Annotated in this window: 23 protein-coding genes; 18 read left to right on the top strand and 5 right to left on the bottom strand. The window is 52.5% G+C overall.

Features of this window, described 5'->3' with window-relative positions:
- The first annotated feature begins 11 nt into the window (after window positions 1–11).
- The 8 genes from PY990_RS02220 (at window position 12) to PY990_RS02185 (ending at window position 6,712) form a co-directional block, all read left to right on the top strand.
- Window positions 12–1,577, top strand: a complete 1,566-nt coding sequence (locus PY990_RS02220) for a PQQ-dependent sugar dehydrogenase (protein WP_275270215.1) — start codon at window positions 12–14, stop codon at window positions 1,575–1,577.
- A 68-nt stretch (window positions 1,578–1,645) separates the two neighbouring features.
- Complete coding sequence (locus tag PY990_RS02215; RefSeq protein WP_105028143.1) at window positions 1,646–1,906, top strand: putative signal transducing protein; 261 nt, start codon at window positions 1,646–1,648, stop codon at window positions 1,904–1,906.
- A gap of 9 nt (window positions 1,907–1,915) precedes the next feature.
- Window positions 1,916–2,161, top strand: coding sequence for a GlsB/YeaQ/YmgE family stress response membrane protein (locus tag PY990_RS02210; RefSeq protein WP_105028144.1), 246 nt, complete (start codon window positions 1,916–1,918; stop codon window positions 2,159–2,161).
- Between the two features lie 83 nt (window positions 2,162–2,244).
- The gene (locus tag PY990_RS02205) at window positions 2,245–2,532 is read left to right on the top strand and encodes a hypothetical protein (protein ID WP_275270214.1); all 288 of its coding nucleotides are present in this window, start codon (window positions 2,245–2,247) and stop codon (window positions 2,530–2,532) included.
- Window positions 2,533–2,784: 252 nt separating this feature from the next.
- Window positions 2,785–3,714, top strand: a complete 930-nt coding sequence (locus PY990_RS02200) for a tripartite tricarboxylate transporter substrate binding protein BugD (protein WP_413789490.1) — start codon at window positions 2,785–2,787, stop codon at window positions 3,712–3,714.
- A 19-nt stretch (window positions 3,715–3,733) separates the two neighbouring features.
- Window positions 3,734–4,186: a tripartite tricarboxylate transporter TctB family protein gene (locus tag PY990_RS02195; RefSeq protein WP_275270212.1), complete on the top strand. Its 453-nt coding sequence runs from the start codon at window positions 3,734–3,736 to the stop codon at window positions 4,184–4,186.
- A 2-nt stretch (window positions 4,187–4,188) separates the two neighbouring features.
- The gene (locus PY990_RS02190) at window positions 4,189–5,691 is read left to right on the top strand and encodes a tripartite tricarboxylate transporter permease (protein WP_275270211.1); all 1,503 of its coding nucleotides are present in this window, start codon (window positions 4,189–4,191) and stop codon (window positions 5,689–5,691) included.
- A gap of 145 nt (window positions 5,692–5,836) precedes the next feature.
- Complete coding sequence (locus PY990_RS02185; RefSeq protein ID WP_105028149.1) at window positions 5,837–6,712, top strand: GntR family transcriptional regulator; 876 nt, start codon at window positions 5,837–5,839, stop codon at window positions 6,710–6,712.
- Window positions 6,713–6,722: 10 nt separating this feature from the next.
- Here PY990_RS02185 and PY990_RS02180 read toward each other — a convergent pair whose 3' ends face one another.
- Complete coding sequence (locus PY990_RS02180; RefSeq protein WP_168426887.1) at window positions 6,723–7,127, bottom strand: acyl-CoA thioesterase; 405 nt, start codon at window positions 7,125–7,127, stop codon at window positions 6,723–6,725.
- A gap of 145 nt (window positions 7,128–7,272) precedes the next feature.
- Here PY990_RS02180 and PY990_RS02175 point away from each other — a divergent pair, with 145 nt between their 5' ends.
- Entirely contained in the window at window positions 7,273–7,674 is a 402-nt protein-coding gene (locus PY990_RS02175) for a hypothetical protein (RefSeq protein WP_275270210.1), read from the top strand.
- A 21-nt stretch (window positions 7,675–7,695) separates the two neighbouring features.
- On the opposite strand, the gene PY990_RS02170 is transcribed toward PY990_RS02175, so the two are convergent.
- The gene (locus PY990_RS02170) at window positions 7,696–8,514 is read right to left on the bottom strand and encodes an SDR family oxidoreductase (protein WP_275270209.1); all 819 of its coding nucleotides are present in this window, start codon (window positions 8,512–8,514) and stop codon (window positions 7,696–7,698) included.
- 94 nt (window positions 8,515–8,608) lie between these two features.
- On the opposite strand from PY990_RS02170, the gene PY990_RS02165 reads away from it, so the two are divergent.
- The 7 genes from PY990_RS02165 (at window position 8,609) to PY990_RS02135 (ending at window position 16,134) form a co-directional block, all read left to right on the top strand.
- Window positions 8,609–10,447 (top strand): ABCB family ABC transporter ATP-binding protein/permease, encoded by a 1,839-nt coding sequence (locus tag PY990_RS02165; RefSeq protein ID WP_275270208.1) that lies wholly within the window; start codon window positions 8,609–8,611, stop codon window positions 10,445–10,447.
- Window positions 10,428–11,339, top strand: a complete 912-nt coding sequence (locus tag PY990_RS02160) for a LysR substrate-binding domain-containing protein (RefSeq protein WP_275270207.1) — start codon at window positions 10,428–10,430, stop codon at window positions 11,337–11,339. The genes PY990_RS02165 and PY990_RS02160 overlap by 20 nt, the downstream gene beginning before the upstream one ends.
- 103 nt (window positions 11,340–11,442) lie before the next feature.
- Window positions 11,443–12,894 (top strand): aspartate ammonia-lyase, encoded by a 1,452-nt coding sequence (gene aspA, locus PY990_RS02155; RefSeq protein WP_413789484.1) that lies wholly within the window; start codon window positions 11,443–11,445, stop codon window positions 12,892–12,894.
- Between the two features lie 77 nt (window positions 12,895–12,971).
- Window positions 12,972–13,871 carry a transporter substrate-binding domain-containing protein gene (locus PY990_RS02150; protein WP_275270206.1) on the top strand — a complete coding sequence of 300 codons (900 nt, stop codon included), beginning with the start codon at window positions 12,972–12,974 and terminating at the stop codon, window positions 13,869–13,871.
- 95 nt (window positions 13,872–13,966) lie between these two features.
- A complete protein-coding gene (locus PY990_RS02145) occupies window positions 13,967–14,707 on the top strand; it encodes an amino acid ABC transporter permease (protein WP_171097546.1) in 741 nt (246 codons plus the stop codon).
- Complete coding sequence (locus PY990_RS02140) at window positions 14,707–15,393, top strand: amino acid ABC transporter permease (RefSeq protein WP_171097548.1); 687 nt, start codon at window positions 14,707–14,709, stop codon at window positions 15,391–15,393. The genes PY990_RS02145 and PY990_RS02140 overlap by 1 nt, the downstream gene beginning before the upstream one ends.
- A gap of 12 nt (window positions 15,394–15,405) precedes the next feature.
- Window positions 15,406–16,134, top strand: a complete 729-nt coding sequence (locus PY990_RS02135; protein ID WP_171097550.1) for an amino acid ABC transporter ATP-binding protein — start codon at window positions 15,406–15,408, stop codon at window positions 16,132–16,134.
- Between the two features lie 611 nt (window positions 16,135–16,745).
- Here the strand turns inward: PY990_RS02135 and PY990_RS02130 are convergent.
- A complete protein-coding gene (locus PY990_RS02130) occupies window positions 16,746–17,552 on the bottom strand; it encodes a glycosyltransferase family 2 protein (protein WP_275270205.1) in 807 nt (268 codons plus the stop codon).
- Window positions 17,553–17,638: 86 nt separating this feature from the next.
- Here PY990_RS02130 and waaC point away from each other — a divergent pair, with 86 nt between their 5' ends.
- On the top strand, window positions 17,639–18,604 hold the full coding sequence (gene waaC, locus PY990_RS02125) for a lipopolysaccharide heptosyltransferase I (protein ID WP_275270204.1): 966 nt from the start codon (window positions 17,639–17,641) through the stop codon (window positions 18,602–18,604).
- Between the two features lie 2 nt (window positions 18,605–18,606).
- Entirely contained in the window at window positions 18,607–19,971 is a 1,365-nt protein-coding gene (locus PY990_RS02120; protein WP_275270203.1) for a 3-deoxy-D-manno-octulosonic acid transferase, read from the top strand.
- On the opposite strand, the gene PY990_RS02115 is transcribed toward PY990_RS02120, so the two are convergent.
- Together PY990_RS02115 and PY990_RS02110 are read right to left on the bottom strand one after the other, a co-directional pair.
- On the bottom strand, window positions 19,949–21,346 hold the full coding sequence (locus tag PY990_RS02115) for a TolC family outer membrane protein (protein ID WP_275270202.1): 1,398 nt from the start codon (window positions 21,344–21,346) through the stop codon (window positions 19,949–19,951). The genes PY990_RS02120 and PY990_RS02115 overlap by 23 nt on opposite strands.
- 13 nt (window positions 21,347–21,359) lie before the next feature.
- Complete coding sequence (locus tag PY990_RS02110; RefSeq protein ID WP_275270201.1) at window positions 21,360–22,028, bottom strand: protein-L-isoaspartate O-methyltransferase family protein; 669 nt, start codon at window positions 22,026–22,028, stop codon at window positions 21,360–21,362.
- Between the last annotated feature and the right edge of the window lie 35 nt (window positions 22,029–22,063).

The raw sequence follows: 22,063 nt of genomic DNA, 5'->3' as shown, positions 1-22,063 counted from the left end.
GGCATGCTTTCATGAATCACGCAAACAAACGGTTTTCGGTTTTTCTGGTTTGGCTTTTGGTCTGGTTGCTGGGTTCCTTGCTGGGCACCCTGGTGCAGTCGCAGGTCAATTTGCAGGCCTTGCAAAACCTGGGGGTTGTCATTCCATGGGGTACGCGGCTTCACACCACCCTGCACGATCTCGGGAACTTCTCGCCAGTTTATGCAGTCATCTTTGGGTGCAGTTTTGCGGTATCTCAGGCCGTCGCATTGCTGTTCACGCGTTTCACCGGCACTGCATGGCGCACCTTTTGGTGTGTTTTCGGTGCTGCACTGGGTCTGTGGGTAACTTTCAAAGTGGTCGACATGATTGCACCAATGCCAATACTGATTTCCTCCACCCGCACCGTCGGGGGCATGTTTTCCATGCTTGCAGCCGCCGCAGCCTCGGGCGCCTTGTTCGCCAAACTGTCGACCCGCAAACTGTCAGCCAGTCCCGCAATTCTTGCATTACTGATTGCCGGTATTGTGCTGCCACCCGACCAAGCCCAGGCTCAATCTACCAAACCCTACACAATCGAGACTTTTGCCGATGGTTTGGACAGTCCATGGTCCATGGCATTTTTACCTGATGGCCGCGCTTTGATCACCGAGAAACCTGGCCAGCTGCGCCTGGTGGCCGCCGATGGCAAATTGGTGAATGCCCCAATCGCTGGTGTCCCGAAGGTATTTTATGGCGGCCAGGCGGGTTTGTTTGATGTATTGCCCTCCCACGATTTTGCGCAAAGTCAGCAAATTTTTCTCAGCTATGCCTGCGGCACGCGCAGTGCAAACCATCTGTGTGTGGCCAGCGCCAAGCTTGGCGAGAACAGCCTTGCGAATGTCAAAGAAATATTCCGCTCGCAAATGGCGAAGTCTGGCAGTGCGCACTACGGCGGGCGCATGGCGTGGCTGCCCGACAACACGCTGATCGTGACACTGGGTGATGGTTACAGTTATCGTGAAGAAGCGCAGAATTTGTCGAATCACCTTGGAAAAATTGTTCGGCTCAATGCCGATGGCTCTGTGCCCAAAGACAATCCCTTTGTGGGTAAACAGGGCGCCAAACCCGAAATTTATAGTTACGGTCATCGAAACGTTCAGGGCCTGGCCTACGATGCCGCCAACAAACGATTGATCGCTCATGAGCATGGTCCGCGTGGTGGTGACGAAGTGAACGTGATTACCCCCGGGACCAATTACGGTTGGCCCAAAGCCACCTACGGCATCGACTACACCGGTGCACAAATTTCACCCTTCAAAGAATATGAGGGTACTCAACAACCCGCAATTTACTGGGTGCCGTCCATCGCGCCCTCAGGCATCACCGTGTACAACGGCGATATGTTTCCGCAGTGGAAAGGCAATTTGCTGGTGGGTGCATTGAAAGCCCAGCAGGTCAGTCGAGTGGTGTTGAAAGGCAACAAAGCGTCTGAAGAAGAAGTGTTGTTTAAAGAAGTGGGTGCGCGTTTCAGGGATGTTCGCACAGGCCCCGATGGAGCAATCTACCTGTTGACTGACAGCTCGGATGGCAAGGTACTTCGCGTGAGTGCCCGTTAGCATTCAGTCACATGATGTGTTTACCTGCTCCCTTGTTTTCGGCTAGTCTTGCTGAACAAGGGGGCAACATGGAAATTGTTTATAGAGCGGGCAACATTATCGAGGCGCACATTGTTGCCGGTATGCTGAACGCCTGCGAAATATCCACTTACGTGGGCGGCCATTTTCTTCAGGGCGCTGTCGGCGACCTTTCCCCCACTGGTTTTGCCAACGTTTTTGTCGCTTCTGAGCACTTTGATCAGGCTGCCGCATTGGTTGCCGACTACGAGAAAAACGACCTTTCTTCTGGCGATTTGGTCACGTCTTCACGTTTCGTCCATTCGTTTTAGGAGAGAAAAATGAGTTTATTGGTCTTTTTGCTGGTTGGGATTGTTGCGGGCTGGCTGGCTGGAAAGTTGGTTCGGGGCGGTGGTTTCGGTTTGATTGGCGACTTGGTAGTTGGCGTAATTGGTGCTTTTGTGGGCGGTTTCCTGTTCAACTCACTGGGGGTTTCCAGTGGCGGCGGTTTGTTGGGAAGCATTGTGGTGGCAACCATCGGCGCAGTGGTTTTGTTGATGTTGATTCGTTTGATCAAACGGGCTTGACTGTGGCTTGATCGTTGGCTCACCTCGGGGCGTGGTTTGGCGCTATACTTCGTTCCCGATCTGCCCCTTTCCTCAGGAACCTCATGGCGCTTAAATCCACCGACATGGCCAAAAACATGGCCAAGAAACTTGACGGTTCACTGAAATCCGAAAGCCTTCCTGATCGTTTCGGTCAAGCCGCCAAAGCACAAAACAACAAACGTGAGCGCGCCGCTGAAATACCTGCCAGTAAACTGGTGCCGGTGAACTACCGTCTGCCTGCTGATTTGGTGAGTCGCCTGCGTGAATACGCAGTCGGTACAAATGAAGGCATTAATCAGGTGGTTGCAACCGCCTTGAACGACTGGCTTAAAAAGCAGGGAAAAAACTAAGTTTATCTCGATAGTGGTGTGTTTGAGGCGCTGTTTGACCTTGTCGTGATTGTGTCTGTGGTTTCTGCGTATATGGAAAACCACAATTGCTGCGAGCCAGTTGCATGCTGATACTGCAACATCTCGCACAAAGTTGCGTGAAAGTTTGATAACAACAACAGACATTGATGTAGACATTCCGATACCAATCACAAGGAGAGTTCCGTGAAGAAATCGATTAAATCCGTATTGGCAGTTGCCCTGTTGGGCTTGATGGGTACTGTGCAAGCCCAGGATGCCTACCCATCCAAAGTCATCACCATGCTGATTCCATTCGCAGCGGGTGGCCCAACTGACACGGTGGGTCGTTTGATTGCGCAGTCCATGTCCAAAGACCTGGGCCAACAAGTGATTGTCGAAAACCTCGGCGGTGCCGGTGGCACCCTGGCTGCTGGCAAGGCAGCCCGTTCAGCACCCGATGGCTACAATATTTTCTTGCACCACATCGGCCAGTCCACAGCGCCTTCGCTTTACCGCAAACTGTCCTACAACGCATCAACTGACTTTGAAACCATTGGTTTGGTCACTGATGTACCCATGACTATTGTGGCGCGTGGCAACATGCCTGCCAAAAACATGCAGGAATTGTTGGCCTACATCAAAACCAACAAAGACAAGGTTACCTATGCCAACGCTGGCATTGGTTCTGCTTCACACCTGTGCGGCATGTTGTTCCAAACCGCTGTGGGTGTAGACCTTACAACAGTGCCTTACAAAGGCACTGGCCCAGCCATGAACGATTTGTTGGGCGGTCAGGTCGACTTCATGTGTGACCAAACCACCAACACCACCAGCCAAATCAAAGGCGGAAAAATCAAGGCCTACGCCGTGACCACCAAAAAACCAGTGGCTTCTTTGCCTGATCTGCCAACGCTGGACAAAGCAGGTTTGCCTGGTTTTGAAGTGGGCGTGTGGCACGGTTTGTATGCCCCCAAAGGCACACCCAAGCCCATCATTGATCGTCTGAGCAAGTCTTTGCAAACGGCGTTGAAAGATCCTGCAGTGATTTCACGTTTTGCTGAACTGGGAACCGAGCCAGTATCTCAAGACCAGGCCACACCAGCCGCGCTTCGCAAGCATCTGGATGCTGAAATTGCACGCTGGAAGCCAATCATCGACAAAGCTGGCCAGTACGCTGACTGATCTATTCTGAGAAATTAAAATGCCAAAAGATTTACGAGACTTTTGGGCTGGGCTGCTGTACCTGATTATCGGTGCAGCAGCTTTGTACATGGCTGCTGACTACGAAATGGGCACAGCCATCAGCATGGGCCCCGGCTATTTCCCCAAAGTATTAAGTGGTTTGCTCATTTTGATCGGCGCTGCTTCACTGGTTCGCTCCTTCATTGTTGAAGGCGAACCTTTGAAAGGTTTTGCCTTTTCAAAAATCATTTACGTCACCATTTCCATCATTATATTTGCCTTGTTGGTGGAGGGTGCAGGTCTTGCAATTGCAGTCATGGCGGTGTTCGGTATTTCTGCAATGGCCAGCAAATTTTTCAATTGGAAGTTCACCCTGATCATTGCTTTTGGCGCCGCTATTTTTTGTAGCCTGGTATTCGTCAAAGGTCTGGGTATTCCGCTGCCCATTTTTGGGTCTTGGTTTGGAATGTAAACATGGAACTTCTTGCTAATCTTTCAATTGGTCTTGAAACAGCTTTCACGATCAATAACCTTTTGTTCTGCCTGATCGGTGTTTTTCTGGGCACGGCAATTGGTGTGCTGCCTGGCTTGGGGCCCACTGCCACCATTGCCATGTTGTTGCCAATCACCTTCGGCCTGCCGCCAGTGTCGTCTCTCATCATGTTGTCCGGTATTTATTACGGCGCTCAGTATGGTGGTTCCACCACGGCTATTCTGGTCAACTTGCCCGGCGAATCCTCGTCGGTGGTTACCGCACTCGATGGTTATCAAATGGCTCGTCAAGGCAAAGCGGGCAAGGCTTTGGCCACTGCTGCAATCGGCTCTTTCGTGGCTGGTACGTTCGCAACCGTCTTGCTGGCATTGTTTGCGCCACCTTTGGCAGACATCGCTTTGCAGTTTGGTGCAGCCGAATATTTCTCGTTGATGGTGGTTGGGTTGGTCGCCTCCGTGGTGCTGGCCAGCGGTTCCTTGTTGCAAGCATTCGGCATGATCGTGCTGGGTTTGCTGATGGGCATGGCAGGTACCGATGTGAATTCAGGCATGGAGCGCTACACCTTCGACACACCCTACATGGCCGAGGGGATCAACTTTGTGATTCTGGCCATGGGCATGTTTGGCTTGGGCGAAATCATCAAAAACCTCGAAGAAGAACACCTGCGCTCTGCCATGGTATCCAAGGTTGAGGGTTTGCTGCCCAATAAAGAAGACCTTAAGCGCATGGCATGGCCCATCGTTCGCGGTACTGGTTTGGGCTCCTTGCTGGGCATTTTGCCCGGCGGCGGTGCCATGCTGGCTTCGTTTGCTTCTTACTCCATCGAGAAAAAAATCTCGAAAACACCCGAGCAGTTTGGCAAGGGTGCAATTGAGGGCGTTGCTGGTCCAGAATCAGCCAACAATGCAGGCGCTCAAACTTCGTTCATTCCTTTGCTTACATTGGGTATCCCGTCCAATCCCGTGATGGCGCTGATGATCGGAGCCATGATCATTCAAGGGATTACGCCAGGTCCAGCGGTTATGACCGAGCAGCCAGCTTTGTTCTGGGGCATCATCGTCTCCATGTGGATCGGTAACCTGTTTCTGGTGGTTCTGAATCTGCCCTTGATTGGTATCTGGGTCAAAATGATCTCAGTGCCGTATCATTTCCTGTACCCCATGATTCTGGTTTTCTGCTGTATTGGGGTGTTCAGTTTGGGCAACAAGTTGTTTGATGTGTACTTGTTGGCTGGCTTCGGTGTGTTGGGCTACATCTTCTCGAAATTGAAGTGCGAGCCGGCGCCTTTGCTGTTGGGCTTTATTCTGGGCCCGATGATGGAAGAATACCTGCGCAGGGCTTTGTTGCTTTCTCGCGGCGACTTCTCCGTGCTTGTCACACGCCCCATTAGTGCAACCATGCTGGCCATCGCGGCAATTGCCCTGATCGTGGTGTTTATGCCTTCAATTCGCAAGAAGCGGGAAGAGGCATTTCACGAAGAATAAGTTTCAATTGGATACATGATCATCAAGGGCCATTGACGCGTTGTTTCAATGGCCCTTGTTTCTTTCAGACACGTATTCAGTATGAATTGTGTTGCATTGTGTTGTATTATCCATTTCGTAGCCCAGTAGCATTTGGACAGTACGAATGGACAGTCAGTTTCCCGCCGCATCCCCAGAAGAATCGAATTTCGGTGACAGCAAATTAGACCCGAATCAAGTCGTTCCCCTTTACCACCAAATTTACCTGATACTGCGTGAACGCATTATTGAGGGTCACTACGACACCAAGCCTTTGCCAGGTGAGCTGGTGCTGGCCGAGCAATTCAATGTGTCACGCGTCACCATGCGTCGTGCACTGCAAGACCTTGTCAAGGAAGGCTTGGTCGCAAGGGGGCGTGGCAAGGGTACATTCGTAAAACCGCGCACAGAGTCACGCAACTCGTCGGTGGGGCAAAGCCAGTTGTTGAGCGCTTCGGCCATGCGTTTGCAAGCAAGCGGCGATTCTTCCGATTTACAGCTCATCACGTCCAAGCGCATTTTGCCGCCGCCCGACATTGCAACGCTCTTACATTTGCCCAGCGATGCCATCGTCGAAAAACTGATTCGCATTCGTCAGCTTGACGGGCAGCCTGTGGCTCACCTCACCAGTTTCATTCCACAGGACTTGTCAGGCCGCATTTGTCGTCGCCGACTTCGCGAATTTCCTATTCTGGTGCTGCTTGAAGAAGCAGGGGTGAAGGTGGCCAAAGCCCGCCAAACCATTTCTGCACGGCTGGCTGACGCTTCGGTAGCCTATGCCTTGGGCGTGCCCGTGGGTGCGCCGTTGCTGGCTATTTCACGGGTGGCTTACGATGAAAATGGCAGACCCGTACAAGTGCTCAAAGGCCTGTATCGCCCCGATCGATATGACTACCGAATTGAATTGTCGCGCAAGCAGGCCAAGGGCCAAAGTTCTTGGCAGCATGTGAACGAGGTCGAGTTCGCATTCGAAATGCATCAACAAGACCTCTCACACTTCTGAAGCGAATATTTTATTTAAGTGGGTCCACCGGGCGAGAATTCCTGTTCTCGTCTACAGCCACATAGGTTACATAGGCCTCAGTTACTTTGGCCACATCGTCGGGTTTCAAGCGGCGTTGCGCAAACACCTCCACGTAAATTTGCATGGAGGTTCGGCCCACCTTCACCACTTCGGCATAGAAGCTGCACAAATCACCCACAAACACGGGTTCCTTGAAAATAAACTCGTTCACCGCCACGGTCACAATTCGGCCTTTGGCGTGGGCTGTTGCTGGTACCGAACCAGCCAGGTCCACTTGCGCCATAATCCAGCCGCCAAACACGTCGCCGGACGCGTTGGAGTCTCTGGGCATGGGAATGACCCGAATCACGGGTTCACGGTCGACAGGTAACAAAATGGGTTTGGGTGTGCTCATGTGCAGGTGCTTTGTTGTTGGTTTAACTTTCGATTGTAACGCTGAGCACCTAGAGTCTGCATTTCATTCTAGGTGCATGCTTCCAACCCAATCTAACGAAACCGACGATAATGGCGTTTTGTCGGGTTCATGAGTTGAGGAAGCAATGGCTGCAGGTTGGGTAACGGTGTTGCAAATGGTGCCTTGGGGCGAAGTGATTAAAAATGCGCCCAAGGTGGCCGATGGTGCGGTGAAGCTGTGGAATAGCGTGTCCAAAAAGCGGGTTGATGGTGAAACTGACAGCGACGTGACCAATGTGATGTTGGCCACGGATATGGCAGCCATCGAAAAGCTGGAACATCGCCTGCATGCGGCTGAGCAAACGATCACCGATTTGCAGGCTCAAGTGGTTCAGTCTGCCGAGGTCATCAAAGAGTTGGCCAGTCAAAATACGCAATTGGTTGCGCAAATCGAATCCAATCGCAAAGCGGTTACCGTGCTGGGCGTTATTTTGGCATTGAGCATTTTGGCGGTGGTGGTTCAGGCGGTGATGTTGTTCAGCGCCTGAACCTGGGTGTGTGGCGGCCTGTCAGGCTGATTTTTTGCCACCGTGTTCATCGTCCAGGGCATCTTTGGCCATTTTGTCGATCACGGCTGGCACGAAGGGTTTAAGCTTCAGGCCCAAGCGACCTTTGGCTGTCATGACCCATTCTCGCTTGCGCTCGGCCATGGCATCCACAATTTCATTCACACATTGCTCAACTGTCATGGCGCCTTTCTCGCGCAGGCCTGAAACACCGGCCCGCTCGCCATTCGGGTTCAAGCCATTGCGGCGAATTTCCGTATCCACCACACCCGGGAAAATGGCACACACATCCACGCCTGTGCCCATCAATTCAATGCGCAGCGCTTCCATAAAACCACTCATCGCAAACTTGCTGGTGCAGTAAGTGGTACGGGCGGGCACGCCGGTTTTACCAGCCAGGCTGGAAACGCCGACAATCAGGCCTTTGGACTTTTTAATGTGGGGCAGGGCCTTGTGGGTAATCCACACCATGCTCATCACGTTCACGCGGAACAACCGTTCGAAGGTCCCCAAGTCGGTGATGTCCTCAAACCAGGCGTGCATTGAAACCCCTGCATTGTTCACAATCATGTCAATGCCGCCAAAGGCTTTCACCGATTCTTCCACCAGGTTCTCGCACTGAGCCTGTTCCATCACATCGCAGGCCACACAGTGCACCTGCCCGCCCGCTGCCTCAACCTGCTGTCCGACCTCTTGCAGCTTTTCAAGCCGACGGGCTGCCAGCACCAGTTTGTTGCCCGGGGCCAGCTTGATGGCCAACGCGGCGCCAATGCCCTCGGATGCGCCGGTAATTACGATCACTTTGTTTTGAATACTTGCCATTTGCTTTTGTCTCCTGCTTGGTATGCAACTCGTTTGGCAAGGCGGGTGGTAGCATTGCCTCCATCGCCTCTTTTTTTGTACCGAGAAGTATCGCATGCGCAGAACCGCACCGGTGGAATCCGCCCCGCCAAGACCCCGAAAACGAAGCGACTGGGGTACCATCGCCCAGCTTTTGCCCTACTTGTGGGAATACAAATGGAGGGTTGTTTTCGCCATTGCCTGTTTGGTGCTCGCCAAAGTCGCCAACATGGGCGTGCCTTTGGTGCTCAAGGAAATCATTGACGAGCTAACGCCACTTTTGCAAAGCAATGCCTTGTTGGCTGCAGCTTCCATGCCAATCGTGTTGTTGGTGGCCTACGGATTATTGCGTTTGTCCACCACGGTCTTCACCGAGCTGCGCGAATTCCTGTTTGCCCGGGTAACCCAAAATGCAGTTCGGGCCATTGCCATTCAGGTATTCGATTACCTGCACGCGCTGTCGCTGCGGTTTCATTTGAATCGGCAAACGGGTGGGGTTACTCGCGACATCGAACGGGGTTCCCGGGCCATTTCAAGCCTGGTTAGCTACACGCTGTACAGCATCCTGCCAACACTGATCGAGATCGTGCTGGTGGTGGGCTATTTGTTCATCAACTACGACATCTGGTTCTCGGTCATCACTGCGGTGGCACTGACCTTGTACATTTTTTTCACCGTAAAAATCACAGAGTGGCGTCTGCATTTTCGCCGCACCATGAATGATCTTGATTCCAAAGCCAATGTGCGTGCGGTCGATTCGCTGATCAACTATGAAACCGTGAAGTATTTTGGTAACGAGCGTTTTGAGTCCGAGCGTTACAACAAAAGCATGGCGGCCTGGCAAGAGGCTGCCATTCGTTCACAAAAATCTCTCACCCTGTTGAATACCGGGCAAAGCGCAATCATCGCCATTGCGGTCACGCTGGTGTTGTGGCGCGCAACCGCAGGTGTGCTGGACGGATCAATGACCCTGGGTGATTTGGTGCTGGTGAACGCCTTCATGATTCAGTTGTATATTCCTCTGAATTTTTTGGGTGTCATTTACCGAGAAATCAAGCAAGCTTTGGCCGACATTGAGCGCATGTTTGGCTTGATGGATGAAAACCTTGAAGTGAAAGACAAGCCCAATGCCCCCGAGCTTCAGGTGAGGGGGGGTGCCATAGAATTTCGCAACGTGAACTTTGGGTATGACGAGCGCCGCATGGTGCTTAAGCACATGTCGTTCACCGTGCCAGCTGGCCACACCGTGGCGGTGGTCGGGCACAGCGGTGCGGGCAAATCTACCTTGTCGCGCTTGCTGTATCGTTTCTACGAAGTCACCGACGGAGCGATTTTCATTGACGGGCAAGACATTCGGGAGGTGGCACAAACCTCATTGCGTAAAAATATTGGCATTGTTCCTCAAGACACTGTGCTGTTCAACGACACCATCGCCTACAACATCGCCTACGGCAGGCCCGATGCCACACAGGCGGAAATTGAAGCCGCAGCCAAGGCCGCGCACATTCACGAATTCATCGTGAATCAGCCCGATGGCTACAAGACCCAAGTGGGCGAGCGTGGGCTCAAGCTTTCTGGGGGAGAAAAGCAACGCGTGGCCATTGCCCGCACCATCTTGAAAAACCCGGCGATTCTTATTTTCGACGAGGCCACTTCAGCGCTGGATTCCAAATCAGAACGCGCCATTCAGCAAGAGTTGCAAATGCTGTCCCGCAACCGCACTACCTTGATCATTGCCCACCGTTTAAGCACGGTGGTGCACGCTCACCAAATTCTGGTGATTAGTCAGGGTGAGGTGATCGAAAGTGGCAGCCATGAATCACTACTTGACAAGAATGGTGAATACGCCCGAATGTGGCTGATTCAACAGCACAGTCAACCCAACGCGTCTGCCCATGGAAACCAAATGGCTTGAAGATTTCATCACGCTGGCCCAAACCAAGAACTTCTCAAAAGCGGCCAACTTGCGGTGCGTAACCCAGCCTGCTTTCTCGCGCCGAATTCAGGCGCTTGAAGGTTGGCTGGGCTGCGAATTGATTGACCGGGGTTCCTACCCTACGCGCTTGAGTCCGCAAGGCGAGGTGTTTTACGAGCAGGCGCTCACCATGCTGGAGCAGATCCGCCAGGCCCGCACCATCGTTCGCGGTGGTAGTTTGCAGAGTCGCCAACCCATCCGGTTGGTGGTGCCGCACACTTTGGCTTGCAGCCAAGCGCCACATTGGGTGCGCAGTTTGAAAACCAAGCTTGCCGATCGCCTGCCCGACCTGAGTTTTCAGCTTACTGCCAGCAATGTGCACGATGCCGTGCTGTACTTCACTGACGGCGCAAGTGACTTTCTGGTCTGCTACCACCACAGCCGGGAACCCATTGAACTCGACCCTAGCAAGTTTGAAGTTCGGGTGCTGGGCACGGAACGGTTTGCGCCCTACAGTGCAGCGAAGGCCGATGGCAGCCCAATTTACACGCTAGACCCATTGGCCCCTTTGCCCGTGCCTTACTTGTCCTATTCCAAACATGCTTACCTGTCGAAGATGACTGACATCGCCATGGAGTCGGGCCCGCTGTTCCTGAAAAAGTCGGTGTTTGAAACGGATATGTCGGAAAGCTTGAAATCGATGTGCGAGGCTGGTTTGGGCGTGGCGTGGCTGCCGGAAAGCGCCGTGGCCACTGGTTCTGGTCTTTGCAAAATTCCCGGACCCTATTTCACCGACATGGAAGTTCGCCTGTATCGCCGAACCCACCGTCCAGCTGAAAATTCGGTTGCCCACGAGCAGGTGGATTTGATTTGGCATTATTGGCCAGACTAATCCCCCTCTGTGGATAACCCTTATTAGGGTTTCTTTGGATATGCGGGAATTGCATGGTTTAATGCTGATTAAGTATTGGAGTGCCGGCCACTAAAGATTTAGCATGGCCCACATTCAAAATTCGTCAGGGGATGACATGGTCAAGCAGCACTCAGAGCATCGCGTGGAAAAAGATCTTCTTGGAGAAAAGAAGATTCCCGCTGAGGCCTACTGGGGAGTGCACACCAGCCGCGCCCTCGACAATTACCAAATTACCGGTTTTCCACTTTACAACGCCCCTGAACTTATTAATGCACTGGCTGCAGTCAAATGGGCTGCTACCAAGGCCAATGCAGACCTGGACACTGTTCCCCACGATTTGGCCAAAGCCATCACCCAGGCTTGCAAGGAAATTCGAACCGGCAAACTTCATGACCAGTTCGTGGTCGATGTCATTCAAGGTGGTGCAGGTACGTCCACCAACATGAACGCCAACGAGGTCATTGCCAACCGTGCCATTGAAATTCTGGGTGGCAAGAAAGGCGATTACAAAATGGTGCACCCGATTGAGCATGTCAATGCCTCGCAAAGCACCAACGATGTGTACCCAACTGCTGTAAAAATCGGTCTGATCAACGCCATCTCGGGCCTGTTGGTCGCGATGGAAGAACTCAAAGAGGCTTTCGGCGAAAAAGCCTTTGAATTCCGGAAAATCCTGAAAATCGGCCGCACCCAGTTGCAGGATGCCGTGCCCATGACCTTGGGCCAGGAGTTTGCAACCTTCTCGGTCATGTTGGGTGAAGACATGGCTCGCCTTCGTGAAGCCACTAGCCTGATTTCTGAAATTAATCTGGGTGCCACAGCCATTGGCACCGGCATCAACACCGATCCGGAATACGCGGCCCGCGCGCGCCATTACCTGGAAGAAATCACCCAACTGGGCTTGGTTACTGCCGCCGACCTTGTCGAGGCGACTCAGGATACGGGCTCATTTGTTCAGCTTTCCGGTGTGCTCAAGCGCGTGGCCGTGAAGTTGTCCAAAATGTGCAACGATTTGCGCTTGTTGTCGTCCGGTCCCCAAGCCGGCTTGAATGAAATCAACCTGCCGCCGCGAGCTGCTGGCTCTTCCATCATGCCGGGCAAGGTGAACCCGGTGATACCGGAAGTGGTGAACCAGGTGGCATTTGAAGTGATTGGAAACGATGTGACCGTGACCATGGCGGCCGAGGCAGGTCAGCTGCAATTGAACGCATTTGAGCCCATCATTGCCTGGAGTTTGTTCAAGAGCATTTATCACTTAACCGCCGCCTGTAAAACCCTGACCAAAAATTGCGTATTAGGGATTACCGCAAATGAGTCACTTTTGCGTCAAAGGGTCGAGGAATCAGCCAGTTTGGCCACCTCACTGAACCCTTACATAGGCTATGATCAAGCATCTGAGATTGCAAAAACTGCATTGAAAACCGGCCGGAAGGTTTCCGAGCTTGTTCTCGAAAAAGGCTTACTGTCAGAGCAGCAGTTGAATGAAATACTCAGACCCGAGGTTCTCACCCGTCCTCGGAGAATAAAACTTTAGTACCGCCACGAACCTGGTTCGTATGGCGTAGGGTGTATGCACAATTCGTGCTTAATTTTTTCATTCAAGGAGCAAAAATGAAAAGGAATCTCCTCGCAGCAGCGTTGGCCGTGGCCAGTGTAGCCGCTGTTCAGCCCGCAGTTGCCCAAGATCTCACGGGTACTTTGAAAAAGATTACTGAAACCAAAACCATCGTGGTGGGTTACCGTGAGTCCTCTGTTCCGTTTTCATACCTGGACAACAACCAGAAGCCCATCGGCTACCACATGGACATGTGTAACAAGGTTGTTGAAGCAGTCAAAGCCAAGTTGAAAATGCCAAATCTGAATGTGCAATTGCAACCGGTTACTTCTGCAAACCGTATTCCGCTGCTGCAAAACGGCACCATCGACATGGAATGTGGTTCTACAACCAATTCTGTGGCTCGTCAGGAGCAGGTTTCTTTCGCAAACAGCACCTTTATTACCAGCGTAAAAGTGGTTGTCAAGAAAAATAGCGGCATCAAATCACTGGCCGATCTGGATGGGCAGCCTATCGCAACAACTTCTGGCACCACGTCAGTTCAGTTGATCAAGCAAAACGAAAAGGGCGCAAACATCAACTTCAAGGAAATTTACGGCAAAGACCATGCTGAAAGCTTCTTGTTGGTGGCCAACGACCGTGCCAAGGCTTTTGTGATGGACGACATCTTGATTGCTGGTTTGGTTGCTCAAAGCAAAAACCCCGATGAGTTCATGTTCCTGCCAGAAATTTTGCGTACAGAACCCTATGGCATCATGCTGCGCAAGGACGATCCCCAATTCAAGGCTTTGCTGGATGAAACCGTAAACGGCATGATCAAGTCTGGTGAAGCTGAGAAGTTGTACACCAAGTGGTTTATGAGCAAGATTCCACCCAAGGATGTGAATTTGAATTTCCCGATGTCTCCGCTGTTGAAGGAAGCATTTGCGAATCCAAACGACAAAGGCGTTAAATAAACAGCCCTAGTTAGTCACGGGCCGGCTGTGCGTTTTAAACGTGAGCCGGCCTTTTACTTGTATTGGCCGAGAATATTGACTCGGGAGTATCCAAAATGAATAGCGACCTGAATTGGCTGTTGTTTTTTCAGCCGATTGTGGAAGGTGAAACCCTGGTGTGGTGGGAAATGTTGTTTTCCGGCCTGCTGTGGACCCTTGCCACATCCGCAGTTGCGGGCGTTATTGCCTTCACTGTGGGTTCTTTGATGGGTGTTTTGCGCACAGCCTCCAGCAAACCTTTGGCGTTTCTGGGCAATGCGTATGTGGAAATTTTCCGCAACATCCCACTGATTGTCCAATTTTTTCTCTGGTATTTTGTGGTGCCAGAATTCATCCCGGCTCTGAAAGAATGGTCGATTGAGCAAGACCCCACCTTCGTGCAATTCCTGGCCTCTGTGGTTTGCCTGGGCTTGTTTACCGCTTCCCGGGTTGCCGAGCAGGTCAAGTCGGGCATCTTGTCGCTGTCGCGCGGTCAACGTGCTGCGGGTTACGCTTTGGGCTTGACCGAAGGGCAAACCTATCGCTTCGTGTTGTTGCCCATGGCCTACCGAATCATCGTTCCGCCCATGACCTCCGAGGCGATGAACCTGATTAAAAACTCATCGGTGGCATTAACCATTGGCCTGACTGAACTCACCTTTAGAACTCGAGAAATGGGTGAAGTCACCTTTGCGTTTTTTGAAGCCTACATTGCTGCCACTGTGTTGTACGTGATTGTGGCAATGACGGTGAACCGAGTAATGGCTTTAGTCGAGCGCCGAACTGCTGTGCCCGGTTACATCACGGGAGGTAAATAATGAACGACTTCGACTTCAGTGCAATTAGCACTTCATTGCCTTATCTCATGCAGGGTTTGACTTACACGGTGCAGCTTACCGTGGTGGCCTGTTTGGGCGGTATTTTCTTCGGTACGCTTTTGGCGCTGGCGCGTTTGTCCAGCATTAAGCCCTTGGCAATGATCGCGGCCGGTTACGTGAACCTGATGCGTTCAATTCCCCTGATTCTGGTGATCTTCTGGTTCTATTTTCTGGTGCCAGTGGTCTTGCAGTCAGTAATGGGGTACGAACGGCCTCCGCAAATTGGCCCCGACCGGTCTGCCTACATCACTTTCATCATGTTTGAAGCCGCATTTTTCTGCGAAATCATGCGGGCGGGTATTCAAAGTATTCCGAAGGGGCAGGTGGCTGCCGCGCAGGCACTTGGTTTGAATTACCGCTTGACCATGGCGAAAATTGTGCTGCCTCAGGCTTTCCGCAACATGCTTCCCGTGTTGTTGACCCAAACCATTATTTTGTTCCAAGACACGTCATTGGTGTATGTACTTTCTGTCACCGACTTCCTGGGTGCCGCGTCGAAAATTGCGCAGCGCGACAGCGCCTTGGTTGAAATGTACACCTTCGTGGCCTTGGTTTATCTGGCGATCTGTTTCAGCATGTCCATGCTGGTCAAAGCGCTCCAGAAAAAAACTCAAATCATTCGATAACAGGAGAGCACTGTGATTGAAATCAATAAAGTAAGTAAGTGGTACGGCAGTTTCAAGGTGCTCACCAATTGCACAACCTCTGTTAAAAAAGGGGAAGTGGTGGTGGTGTGTGGCCCCTCCGGTTCGGGCAAGTCAACCTTGATTAAAACCGTGAACATGCTGGAGCCTTTTCAGGAAGGCACCATCACGGTAGATGGTGTCTCGGTGGGTGCCAAAGGCACTGATCTGCCCAAGTTGCGTTCACGCGTGGGCATGGTGTTTCAGAACTTTGAACTGTTCCCGCACTTGACCATCACCGAGAACCTGACCTTGGCGCAAATCAAGGTGTTGGGGCGCTCTAAAGAAGAGGCTGTTGCCAAAGGTTTGGGTTTATTGGACCGTGTAGGTTTGAAAGCGCAGGCGGAAAAATTTCCGGGACAATTGTCGGGTGGTCAGCAACAGCGTGTTGCGATTGCACGCGCACTGTCGATGGACCCAATTTGCATGTTGTTTGATGAACCTACCTCAGCGCTCGATCCTGAAATGGTGAACGAGGTGCTGGATGTGATGGTGGAATTGGCCCAAGAAGGAATGACCATGATGTGCGTAACCCATGAAATGGGTTTTGCTCGCAAGGTTGCTGACCGGGTTATTTTCATGGACCAAGGCAATATTGTTGAAGACTGCACCAAAGAGGACTTTTTTGGTACACCACGCTCGGAGCGTGCGCAGTTGTTCCTCTCAAAAATTCTGGGTCACTGATCCGGAGTTCTGTGCTGCCGGGGCTTGGGCTCTGGCGGCAGCACCTTGATTCAACGCTGCGCCTGGATGCGGGCGCGTGCTGAAGAATTCCCACCTAGCTAAGCTTGCCCAACCGCCTCGCCCAAGGTGATGTGCGCGGCTGTGGCCGTTTCTTCTCCCATCTGCAATGGATGCCGCAAGCGCAATGGCGCCTTGCGGAGCCGCTTCGCGTCTAATCCATTTCAGATGAGGAAACGGCGGGCGAGACGTGAATGTTGGGCACACTCAGCTGGGTAGGAATTCTTCTAGCGCAAGCGACATGCAAGCTTGTGCTGCATCGGCGATGTATCAGTGATAATCCCGCGTCGCAACGCTGTGCGGGCATGTCATCTCAGTGAAAGCACCTGACCCTGCGCAAGCCGCAGTTTGCGATTCAAGAAGGCCCACATACTTCGTCAACTCGCCGCTTTGGGATGGTCCGCAGGACCCCGGATGGACCTGTTTGAGCGCGCAGCGCGAGTTGGTCCTCCGGTTCCCAAAGCAAGGGGTGACTCTTTTCCTTTGGGTCTTCACGCAAACGGGGCTTGCGCAGGGTCAGGTGCTTGACTAGTATCACGCACGCCGCACCACAATCAGCGCTCACGTTTTTGCTGCATCAACTCTCGTGTCTTGGCGTATTTCAAGAAGCTGTTGAAGCACCCAATTGCAATGTGAACCAGCCCGGGCCAGCCATCCAGAAAGCCTTTTCGCACCAGGTAAAACTTGATGAACCGCACTACTGGCGACAGCACCAGTTTGCCCAGCCCAGGCCATTTTCCGCGCGCAGCCAAGCTGTGTGCCTGAATACTGGTGTATCGGTTTTGCTTGGTCATGTAGCTTTCAAGGCTTTCTGCAGATTCATGCAGCAAGTCGCCTTCAAGCTTTTCAAAACGTTTGTCTGGAACTGTGCATTCCACTTTCTCATGGACTGCGTCATTGCTCCAGTTGGCCATCTTTCGGTTAAACAATCGGCGTGAATAATCGGGATAACCCTCGCCGTGGCGAAGGTAACGGCCTAAAAAGAAGTTACAGCGGGGCATGTCAAACCCGGCAACATCGCCAGGTAAAAGCCCCTGTTCAGCTTGTTGAATAACCGCTCGAATACTGCGCTCCAACTCGGGCGTTACTCGTTCGTCTGCGTCCAGGCACAGTACCCAATCATGGGTAGCCTGGGTCACTGCAAACTGTTTTTGTGGACCAAAACCAAGCCAGTTTTGCTGCACAACACGTGCACCGAATTTCTCCGCAACTTCAATGGTGTTGTCTCTGCTGTTGGAATCCACTACCACCAGGTCACCACAAAATTGCAGGCTTTCAAGGGCTGCAGCAAGTTGTTTGCCGGCATTCAAGGTGATCAGCACGGCGGACAAGGCGATGCGGTTGTTGGCTGCTGTGTTCAAATTTATCGTTCCTTGGCTGAGCGGATTCGGAATGGCTACTCGCTTGCCGCTTACAATAAGGCGGTTGCGATCAACCTAAGCGCTAGATGAAGCGTATCTTAATTGTTAAGACCACTTCCATGGGAGATGTCATTCATGCCTTGCCGGTTTTGAATGATATTCACGCCCAAGATCCATCCATCCAGATTGACTGGATGGTGGAGGAGCCGTTTGCGGACCTGGTGCGGGGCAGCCGCCATGTTCACGAGGTGGTGCCGGTCAACTTGCGCAAGTGGCGCAAGCAGGGAATTCGCTACACCTGGCAGCAATGGAAGTTGCTGAAAAGCAAATTGGCCGACAGGCAATACGATGCCATTGTTGATTTGCAGGGTTTGCTCAAAAGCGCACTGTTGGCACGCGCGGCAAATGGCACCTTGATGGGCCCTGGTTTTTCCTATGCCAAGGAAAGCCTGGCTTGTCTCTTCTATTCAAAGCGGGCTGGCTGGGATCCGCAAGCCCATGCGGTCGAGCGTCTGCGAGAGTTGGCAGCCGGGTTATTGGGCTACCGTTTGCTGGGCAAGCCGGTTTTCTATGACATCGCCCCGCAAAAAGTACTTCCCGCCATTCCAAGCGGTGCTGAAATCTGGTTTTTGCACGCCACTGCCCGCGATGAAAAAAAATGGCCAATTGTCAAATGGCGTGAGTTGGCTCATCGATTTTCAGACCTCGGGTATGCAGTCAAACTGCCTTGGGGTAGTGACGCAGAGCAACAGCAGGCAGAAAAAATAGCTACTGGCATAGCCCGGGTTGAGGTGCTGCCTCGAATGGCTTTGGGCGAATTGCGCCTTCGTCTAGAGAGGGCTGGCCTTGTAATTGGTGTGGACACCGGTATAACGCATTTGGCGGCTGCGCATTATTTACCCATGGTCGCTTTGTTTTTCGCCACGCCAGCGTGGCGATTCGCACCGCGCTTTAACCCACATGCCATCAGTTTGGGCGATGTTGGTCGGGAGCCCGCGGTGGGTGAAGTGTTCGAGGCGGCAACGCGTTTGCTACGGGGAAATAAACTTTGAGTGTGTCAGCTCGCATCTTTCTATGGCTTTACAGTCTGATTCTTTTTTTGTTTCAGCCAGTTTTAGCCTTGTATTTGCTCAAGCGCGGTATTCGGCAGCCTGAATATCGTCAGGGCTGGGGCCAGCGTTTTTTGGCGAGCCTACCTGAATTCAGGTCTGTGCCCGCGGGGCAAAAGCGAATCTGGGTGCATGCTGTGTCAGTGGGCGAGGCCCACGCCATTTCCCCTTTGGTGCAGCATTGGGCCAAGGTTTATCCTCAACATGAATGGGCTGTTTCTTGCACCACACCCACGGGTTTGGCCACATGCCGCCAGCTTTATTCGACATTGAATCAGGTTCAATTTTTTTACCTACCTTACGATCTGCCTTATCTGGTTGCGCGCACACTCAAACAAGTGCGCGCCCATATGCTGTGGGTGGTTGAAACCGAGCTGTGGCCCAATTTACTGTTGGGGGCGGCCAAAGCCAAGGTACACACTGCCTTGCTCAATGCCCGGGTTTCGCCCACCACTGGCAGGCGATTGGCGCAATTAAGGCTGTTGAGCCAGCCCGTGTTGCAAAGTGTTGGCACCTTGATTGCGCAAACACCGACCGATGCTGCTGTGTTCGAAAAACTTGGTCGACCTGTAGATGCGGTGTGTGGCAACCTGAAATTTGATGTGGCGCTGAAGCCTGAGTTGGCCACCACGGGGCGCGCCTGGAGAGAGGCTGCGCAGGCTGAGCAGGTGGTGTTGTTTGCCAGTAGTCGGGAAGGGGAAGAGGCATTGTTACTCGACGCCTTGAATCGATGTCAATTTTTCAAACGCATGCCCAAAGCCAGTGTGTGGATTGTGCCGCGCCACCCTCAGCGTTTTGATGAGGTGTTTGAATTGATGGCAGAGGCAGCCACGCGGATGGGCGTGGCCCGTCCCGTACGTCGAAGTGCCTCGTTCAATGCAGGCAGCAATATTGCCTTGGCGGGGTTTGGGCAGGCCCGTTTGGTGTTGGGCGACTCCATGGGTGAAATGCCGGCCTATTACAGCGTGGCCGATCTGGCTTTGTTGGGCGGTTCTTGGCTACCTTTTGGCGGGCAAAACCTGATTGAGGCTTGCGCTTATGGTTGCCCCGTGTGGATGGGGCCGAATACATTTAATTTTGCCAAGGCCGCAGAGGATGCTCTGGCCGCGAAAGCGGCTCGCCGATTCGAACATTTGCTAGCGGCATGTGAATTTTACTTGAGTGGTTTTCACGGTTTCGATGAGGGCAAGAAGGCCGCTTTTGCTTATGCTCGAGGCCATCGTGGCGCAACCCAGCGCAGCTTCGATGTACTGAACCAAGCAAGCCAGTTGCCAGCAGCTGGTTTGCTTACTGAACCAGTAACTGATTAATTTGCAGCACCGTTTCAGCATTCAATTGCCCAGCCACTGCTTGTAGTTCAAGCATATTGATCAGGCTGGTGTATTTGGCCTTTGAGAGGTCACGCTGTGTGGCATTGAATTGTTGTTGAGCGTTCAAGACATCAACGTTGATTCGAATGCCTATTTCATAGGCGGTTTTGTTGGATCGGAGTGCCAGTTCACTTGAGGCCAGTGCAGTTTCGAGTGCACTCACCTGTGCCAGGCTGGTTTGAACCCCCAGAAATGCCGACTTTGCAGCCTGTGTGGCATTTCTGCTTGCGAGTTCTACATTGTTCATCGCTTTTTCCAACAACGCCGCTTGCTGGCGCACCTGGCTTTGGGTGCCGCCTCCACTGAAAATTGGGATGTTCATCACCAGGCCGATGGTGGTGCTGTCTACACCCAAGTCAAAAGGGCGTCCACTGTTGCCATCAAAAATCTGCTGCTCGGTTTCAACCATTTGGGCAGTCAGGTCAAGGGTGGGCAAGTGCCCATATTTGGCCTTGTTGCTCTCGCCTTTGGCAATCAGTTTTGCAAGTCGCGCTTGCTGGGCTCTCAGGTTGTTGTTTCGGGCCTGCTCGGCCCAAGCCTCGGCGGTGTTTGGCGTGGGTGCTTTAAGTTGCGTTGTGGGTGCAAGTGTGGCCAGTTCTTCCACCGGCATGCCCACAATGGTTTCCAGTTGTAGTTTGCGTTGTGCCAACTGGTTCTGGGCAGCCAGTTCCTGGGCCACGGCCAGGTCGAATCGGGCTTGTGCCTCTTGTTGATCGGTGACTGTCGCGCTGCCCACCTCAAAATTGGCTTTCGCCAAGGCCAATAGCTCAGTAATCGCCGTTTTTTGATCACGAATGCTGGCTAAGTCGTCTTGCGCGGTTAATAAATCGAAATATGCGCGAGTCAACCGCAAAACAAGTTCTTGTTCAGCTTGCTGAAAACTAAGCTTGGCAACTTCTCCACTCAATTGGCTTTGCTTGTAGGTTTCCCAGGCTTGAGGGCGAAACAGTGCCTGGTTCAGCACCAGGCTGTAGGTGCCGGGATTGCGGCTGGCGTCAATCGACATGCCAAACGCATCGTAGGTGTTGTCTTGTTTTTCAATGCGTGCCCCAAAGTTGATATTGGGCAGCAAAGCTGAAAATGCCTGGTTTTCAGTTTCAAGGTCAGCCTGCAACTGCGAAGCTGCCGCCCGAAAGGCAGGGTCGTTCTGTTTGGCCAGGCTGTACAGCGTGAGCAGGTTTTTAGGGGTGGGGTTTTGAGCCCATGCCGAATTGCTGAGCATTGAGCAAGCCAGCAATCCCAGCAAAGTCATGAACAGCAAGTGCTTGAGGCCCGATTTTTGTCGCGTTGGCACGGGTTGATCGGGCTGGGTCATGAGTCCCGTGTCCTTAGAATACGAATTCGTTGGCTTTGGGTGCGTTGATTAACACCTTGGTCATGGTTTCAAACAAAGGTGTGGTGATCAGCTGATTATCGCGCGACTTGCGGGCCAACACCAATTGCATGGCAGGTGCTTGGCCAATCACAGCCATTAGGCGCCCAAGTGGGTTGAGTGCTTCAAGCAAGCCGGTAGGCATGATGGGTGTGGCACCTGACAACACAATGGCGTCAAACTGGCCGAGTGTTGGGGCCAACTGGAATCCGCAGCCTTCAAGCACTTTCACACGGGTGATGCTGTTCTTCTTCAAATTGTTACGAGCCAATTCGGCGATTGCTGGGTTCAATTCAACGGTCGTGACATGTGCACACTGTTGCGCCATCAGCGCAGCCATATAGCCTGTGCCAGTGCCAATTTCCAGCACCTTTTCATGCGTACCCAACTCAAGTTCCTGAAGAATGCGAGCTTCCATTTTTGGGCTGAACATGGCCTCGCCTGTGTCGGCGCTATTCACGCGGATCGGCAAGTCGCAATCGGTGAAGGCCAGTTTTTCAAGCCCCGCACACACAAAATTCTCACGTTTGATCATTTCAAGCAAATCAAGTACCTTCTGGTTCAACACGTTCCAGGGGCGGATTTGTTGTTCAATCATGTTGAAGCGGGCTTTCTCGAAGTCCATGGCGGGTTCTCGCGTGGGGATAATGGGTAACTCGC

Origin of the sequence: Limnobacter olei, from assembly GCF_029087225.1 — a bacterium.
In the GTDB taxonomy this organism is placed as follows: Bacteria; Pseudomonadota; Gammaproteobacteria; order Burkholderiales; family Burkholderiaceae_B; genus Limnobacter; species Limnobacter olei.
The sequence above is the reverse complement of the archived record's forward strand: the minus strand, read 5'-3'. Positions and strand labels throughout refer to the sequence as shown.

Coding starts and splice junctions, on each gene's coding strand:
- PY990_RS02220 (WP_275270215.1), top strand. CDS start 12: ATGAATCACGCAAACAAACGGTTTTCGGTTTTTCTGGTTTGGCTTTTG.
- PY990_RS02215 (WP_105028143.1), top strand. CDS start 1,646: ATGGAAATTGTTTATAGAGCGGGCAACATTATCGAGGCGCACATTGTT.
- PY990_RS02210 (WP_105028144.1), top strand. CDS start 1,916: ATGAGTTTATTGGTCTTTTTGCTGGTTGGGATTGTTGCGGGCTGGCTG.
- PY990_RS02205 (WP_275270214.1), top strand. CDS start 2,245: ATGGCGCTTAAATCCACCGACATGGCCAAAAACATGGCCAAGAAACTT.
- PY990_RS02200 (WP_413789490.1), top strand. CDS start 2,785: ATGGGTACTGTGCAAGCCCAGGATGCCTACCCATCCAAAGTCATCACC.
- PY990_RS02195 (WP_275270212.1), top strand. CDS start 3,734: ATGCCAAAAGATTTACGAGACTTTTGGGCTGGGCTGCTGTACCTGATT.
- PY990_RS02190 (WP_275270211.1), top strand. CDS start 4,189: ATGGAACTTCTTGCTAATCTTTCAATTGGTCTTGAAACAGCTTTCACG.
- PY990_RS02185 (WP_105028149.1), top strand. CDS start 5,837: ATGGACAGTCAGTTTCCCGCCGCATCCCCAGAAGAATCGAATTTCGGT.
- PY990_RS02180 (WP_168426887.1), bottom strand. CDS start 7,127: ATGAGCACACCCAAACCCATTTTGTTACCTGTCGACCGTGAACCCGTG.
- PY990_RS02175 (WP_275270210.1), top strand. CDS start 7,273: ATGGCTGCAGGTTGGGTAACGGTGTTGCAAATGGTGCCTTGGGGCGAA.
- PY990_RS02170 (WP_275270209.1), bottom strand. CDS start 8,514: ATGGCAAGTATTCAAAACAAAGTGATCGTAATTACCGGCGCATCCGAG.
- PY990_RS02165 (WP_275270208.1), top strand. CDS start 8,609: ATGCGCAGAACCGCACCGGTGGAATCCGCCCCGCCAAGACCCCGAAAA.
- PY990_RS02160 (WP_275270207.1), top strand. CDS start 10,428: ATGGAAACCAAATGGCTTGAAGATTTCATCACGCTGGCCCAAACCAAG.
- aspA (WP_413789484.1), top strand. CDS start 11,443: ATGGCCCACATTCAAAATTCGTCAGGGGATGACATGGTCAAGCAGCAC.
- PY990_RS02150 (WP_275270206.1), top strand. CDS start 12,972: ATGAAAAGGAATCTCCTCGCAGCAGCGTTGGCCGTGGCCAGTGTAGCC.
- PY990_RS02145 (WP_171097546.1), top strand. CDS start 13,967: ATGAATAGCGACCTGAATTGGCTGTTGTTTTTTCAGCCGATTGTGGAA.
- PY990_RS02140 (WP_171097548.1), top strand. CDS start 14,707: ATGAACGACTTCGACTTCAGTGCAATTAGCACTTCATTGCCTTATCTC.
- waaC (WP_275270204.1), top strand. CDS start 17,639: ATGAAGCGTATCTTAATTGTTAAGACCACTTCCATGGGAGATGTCATT.
- PY990_RS02115 (WP_275270202.1), bottom strand. CDS start 21,346: ATGACCCAGCCCGATCAACCCGTGCCAACGCGACAAAAATCGGGCCTC.
- PY990_RS02110 (WP_275270201.1), bottom strand. CDS start 22,028: ATGGACTTCGAGAAAGCCCGCTTCAACATGATTGAACAACAAATCCGC.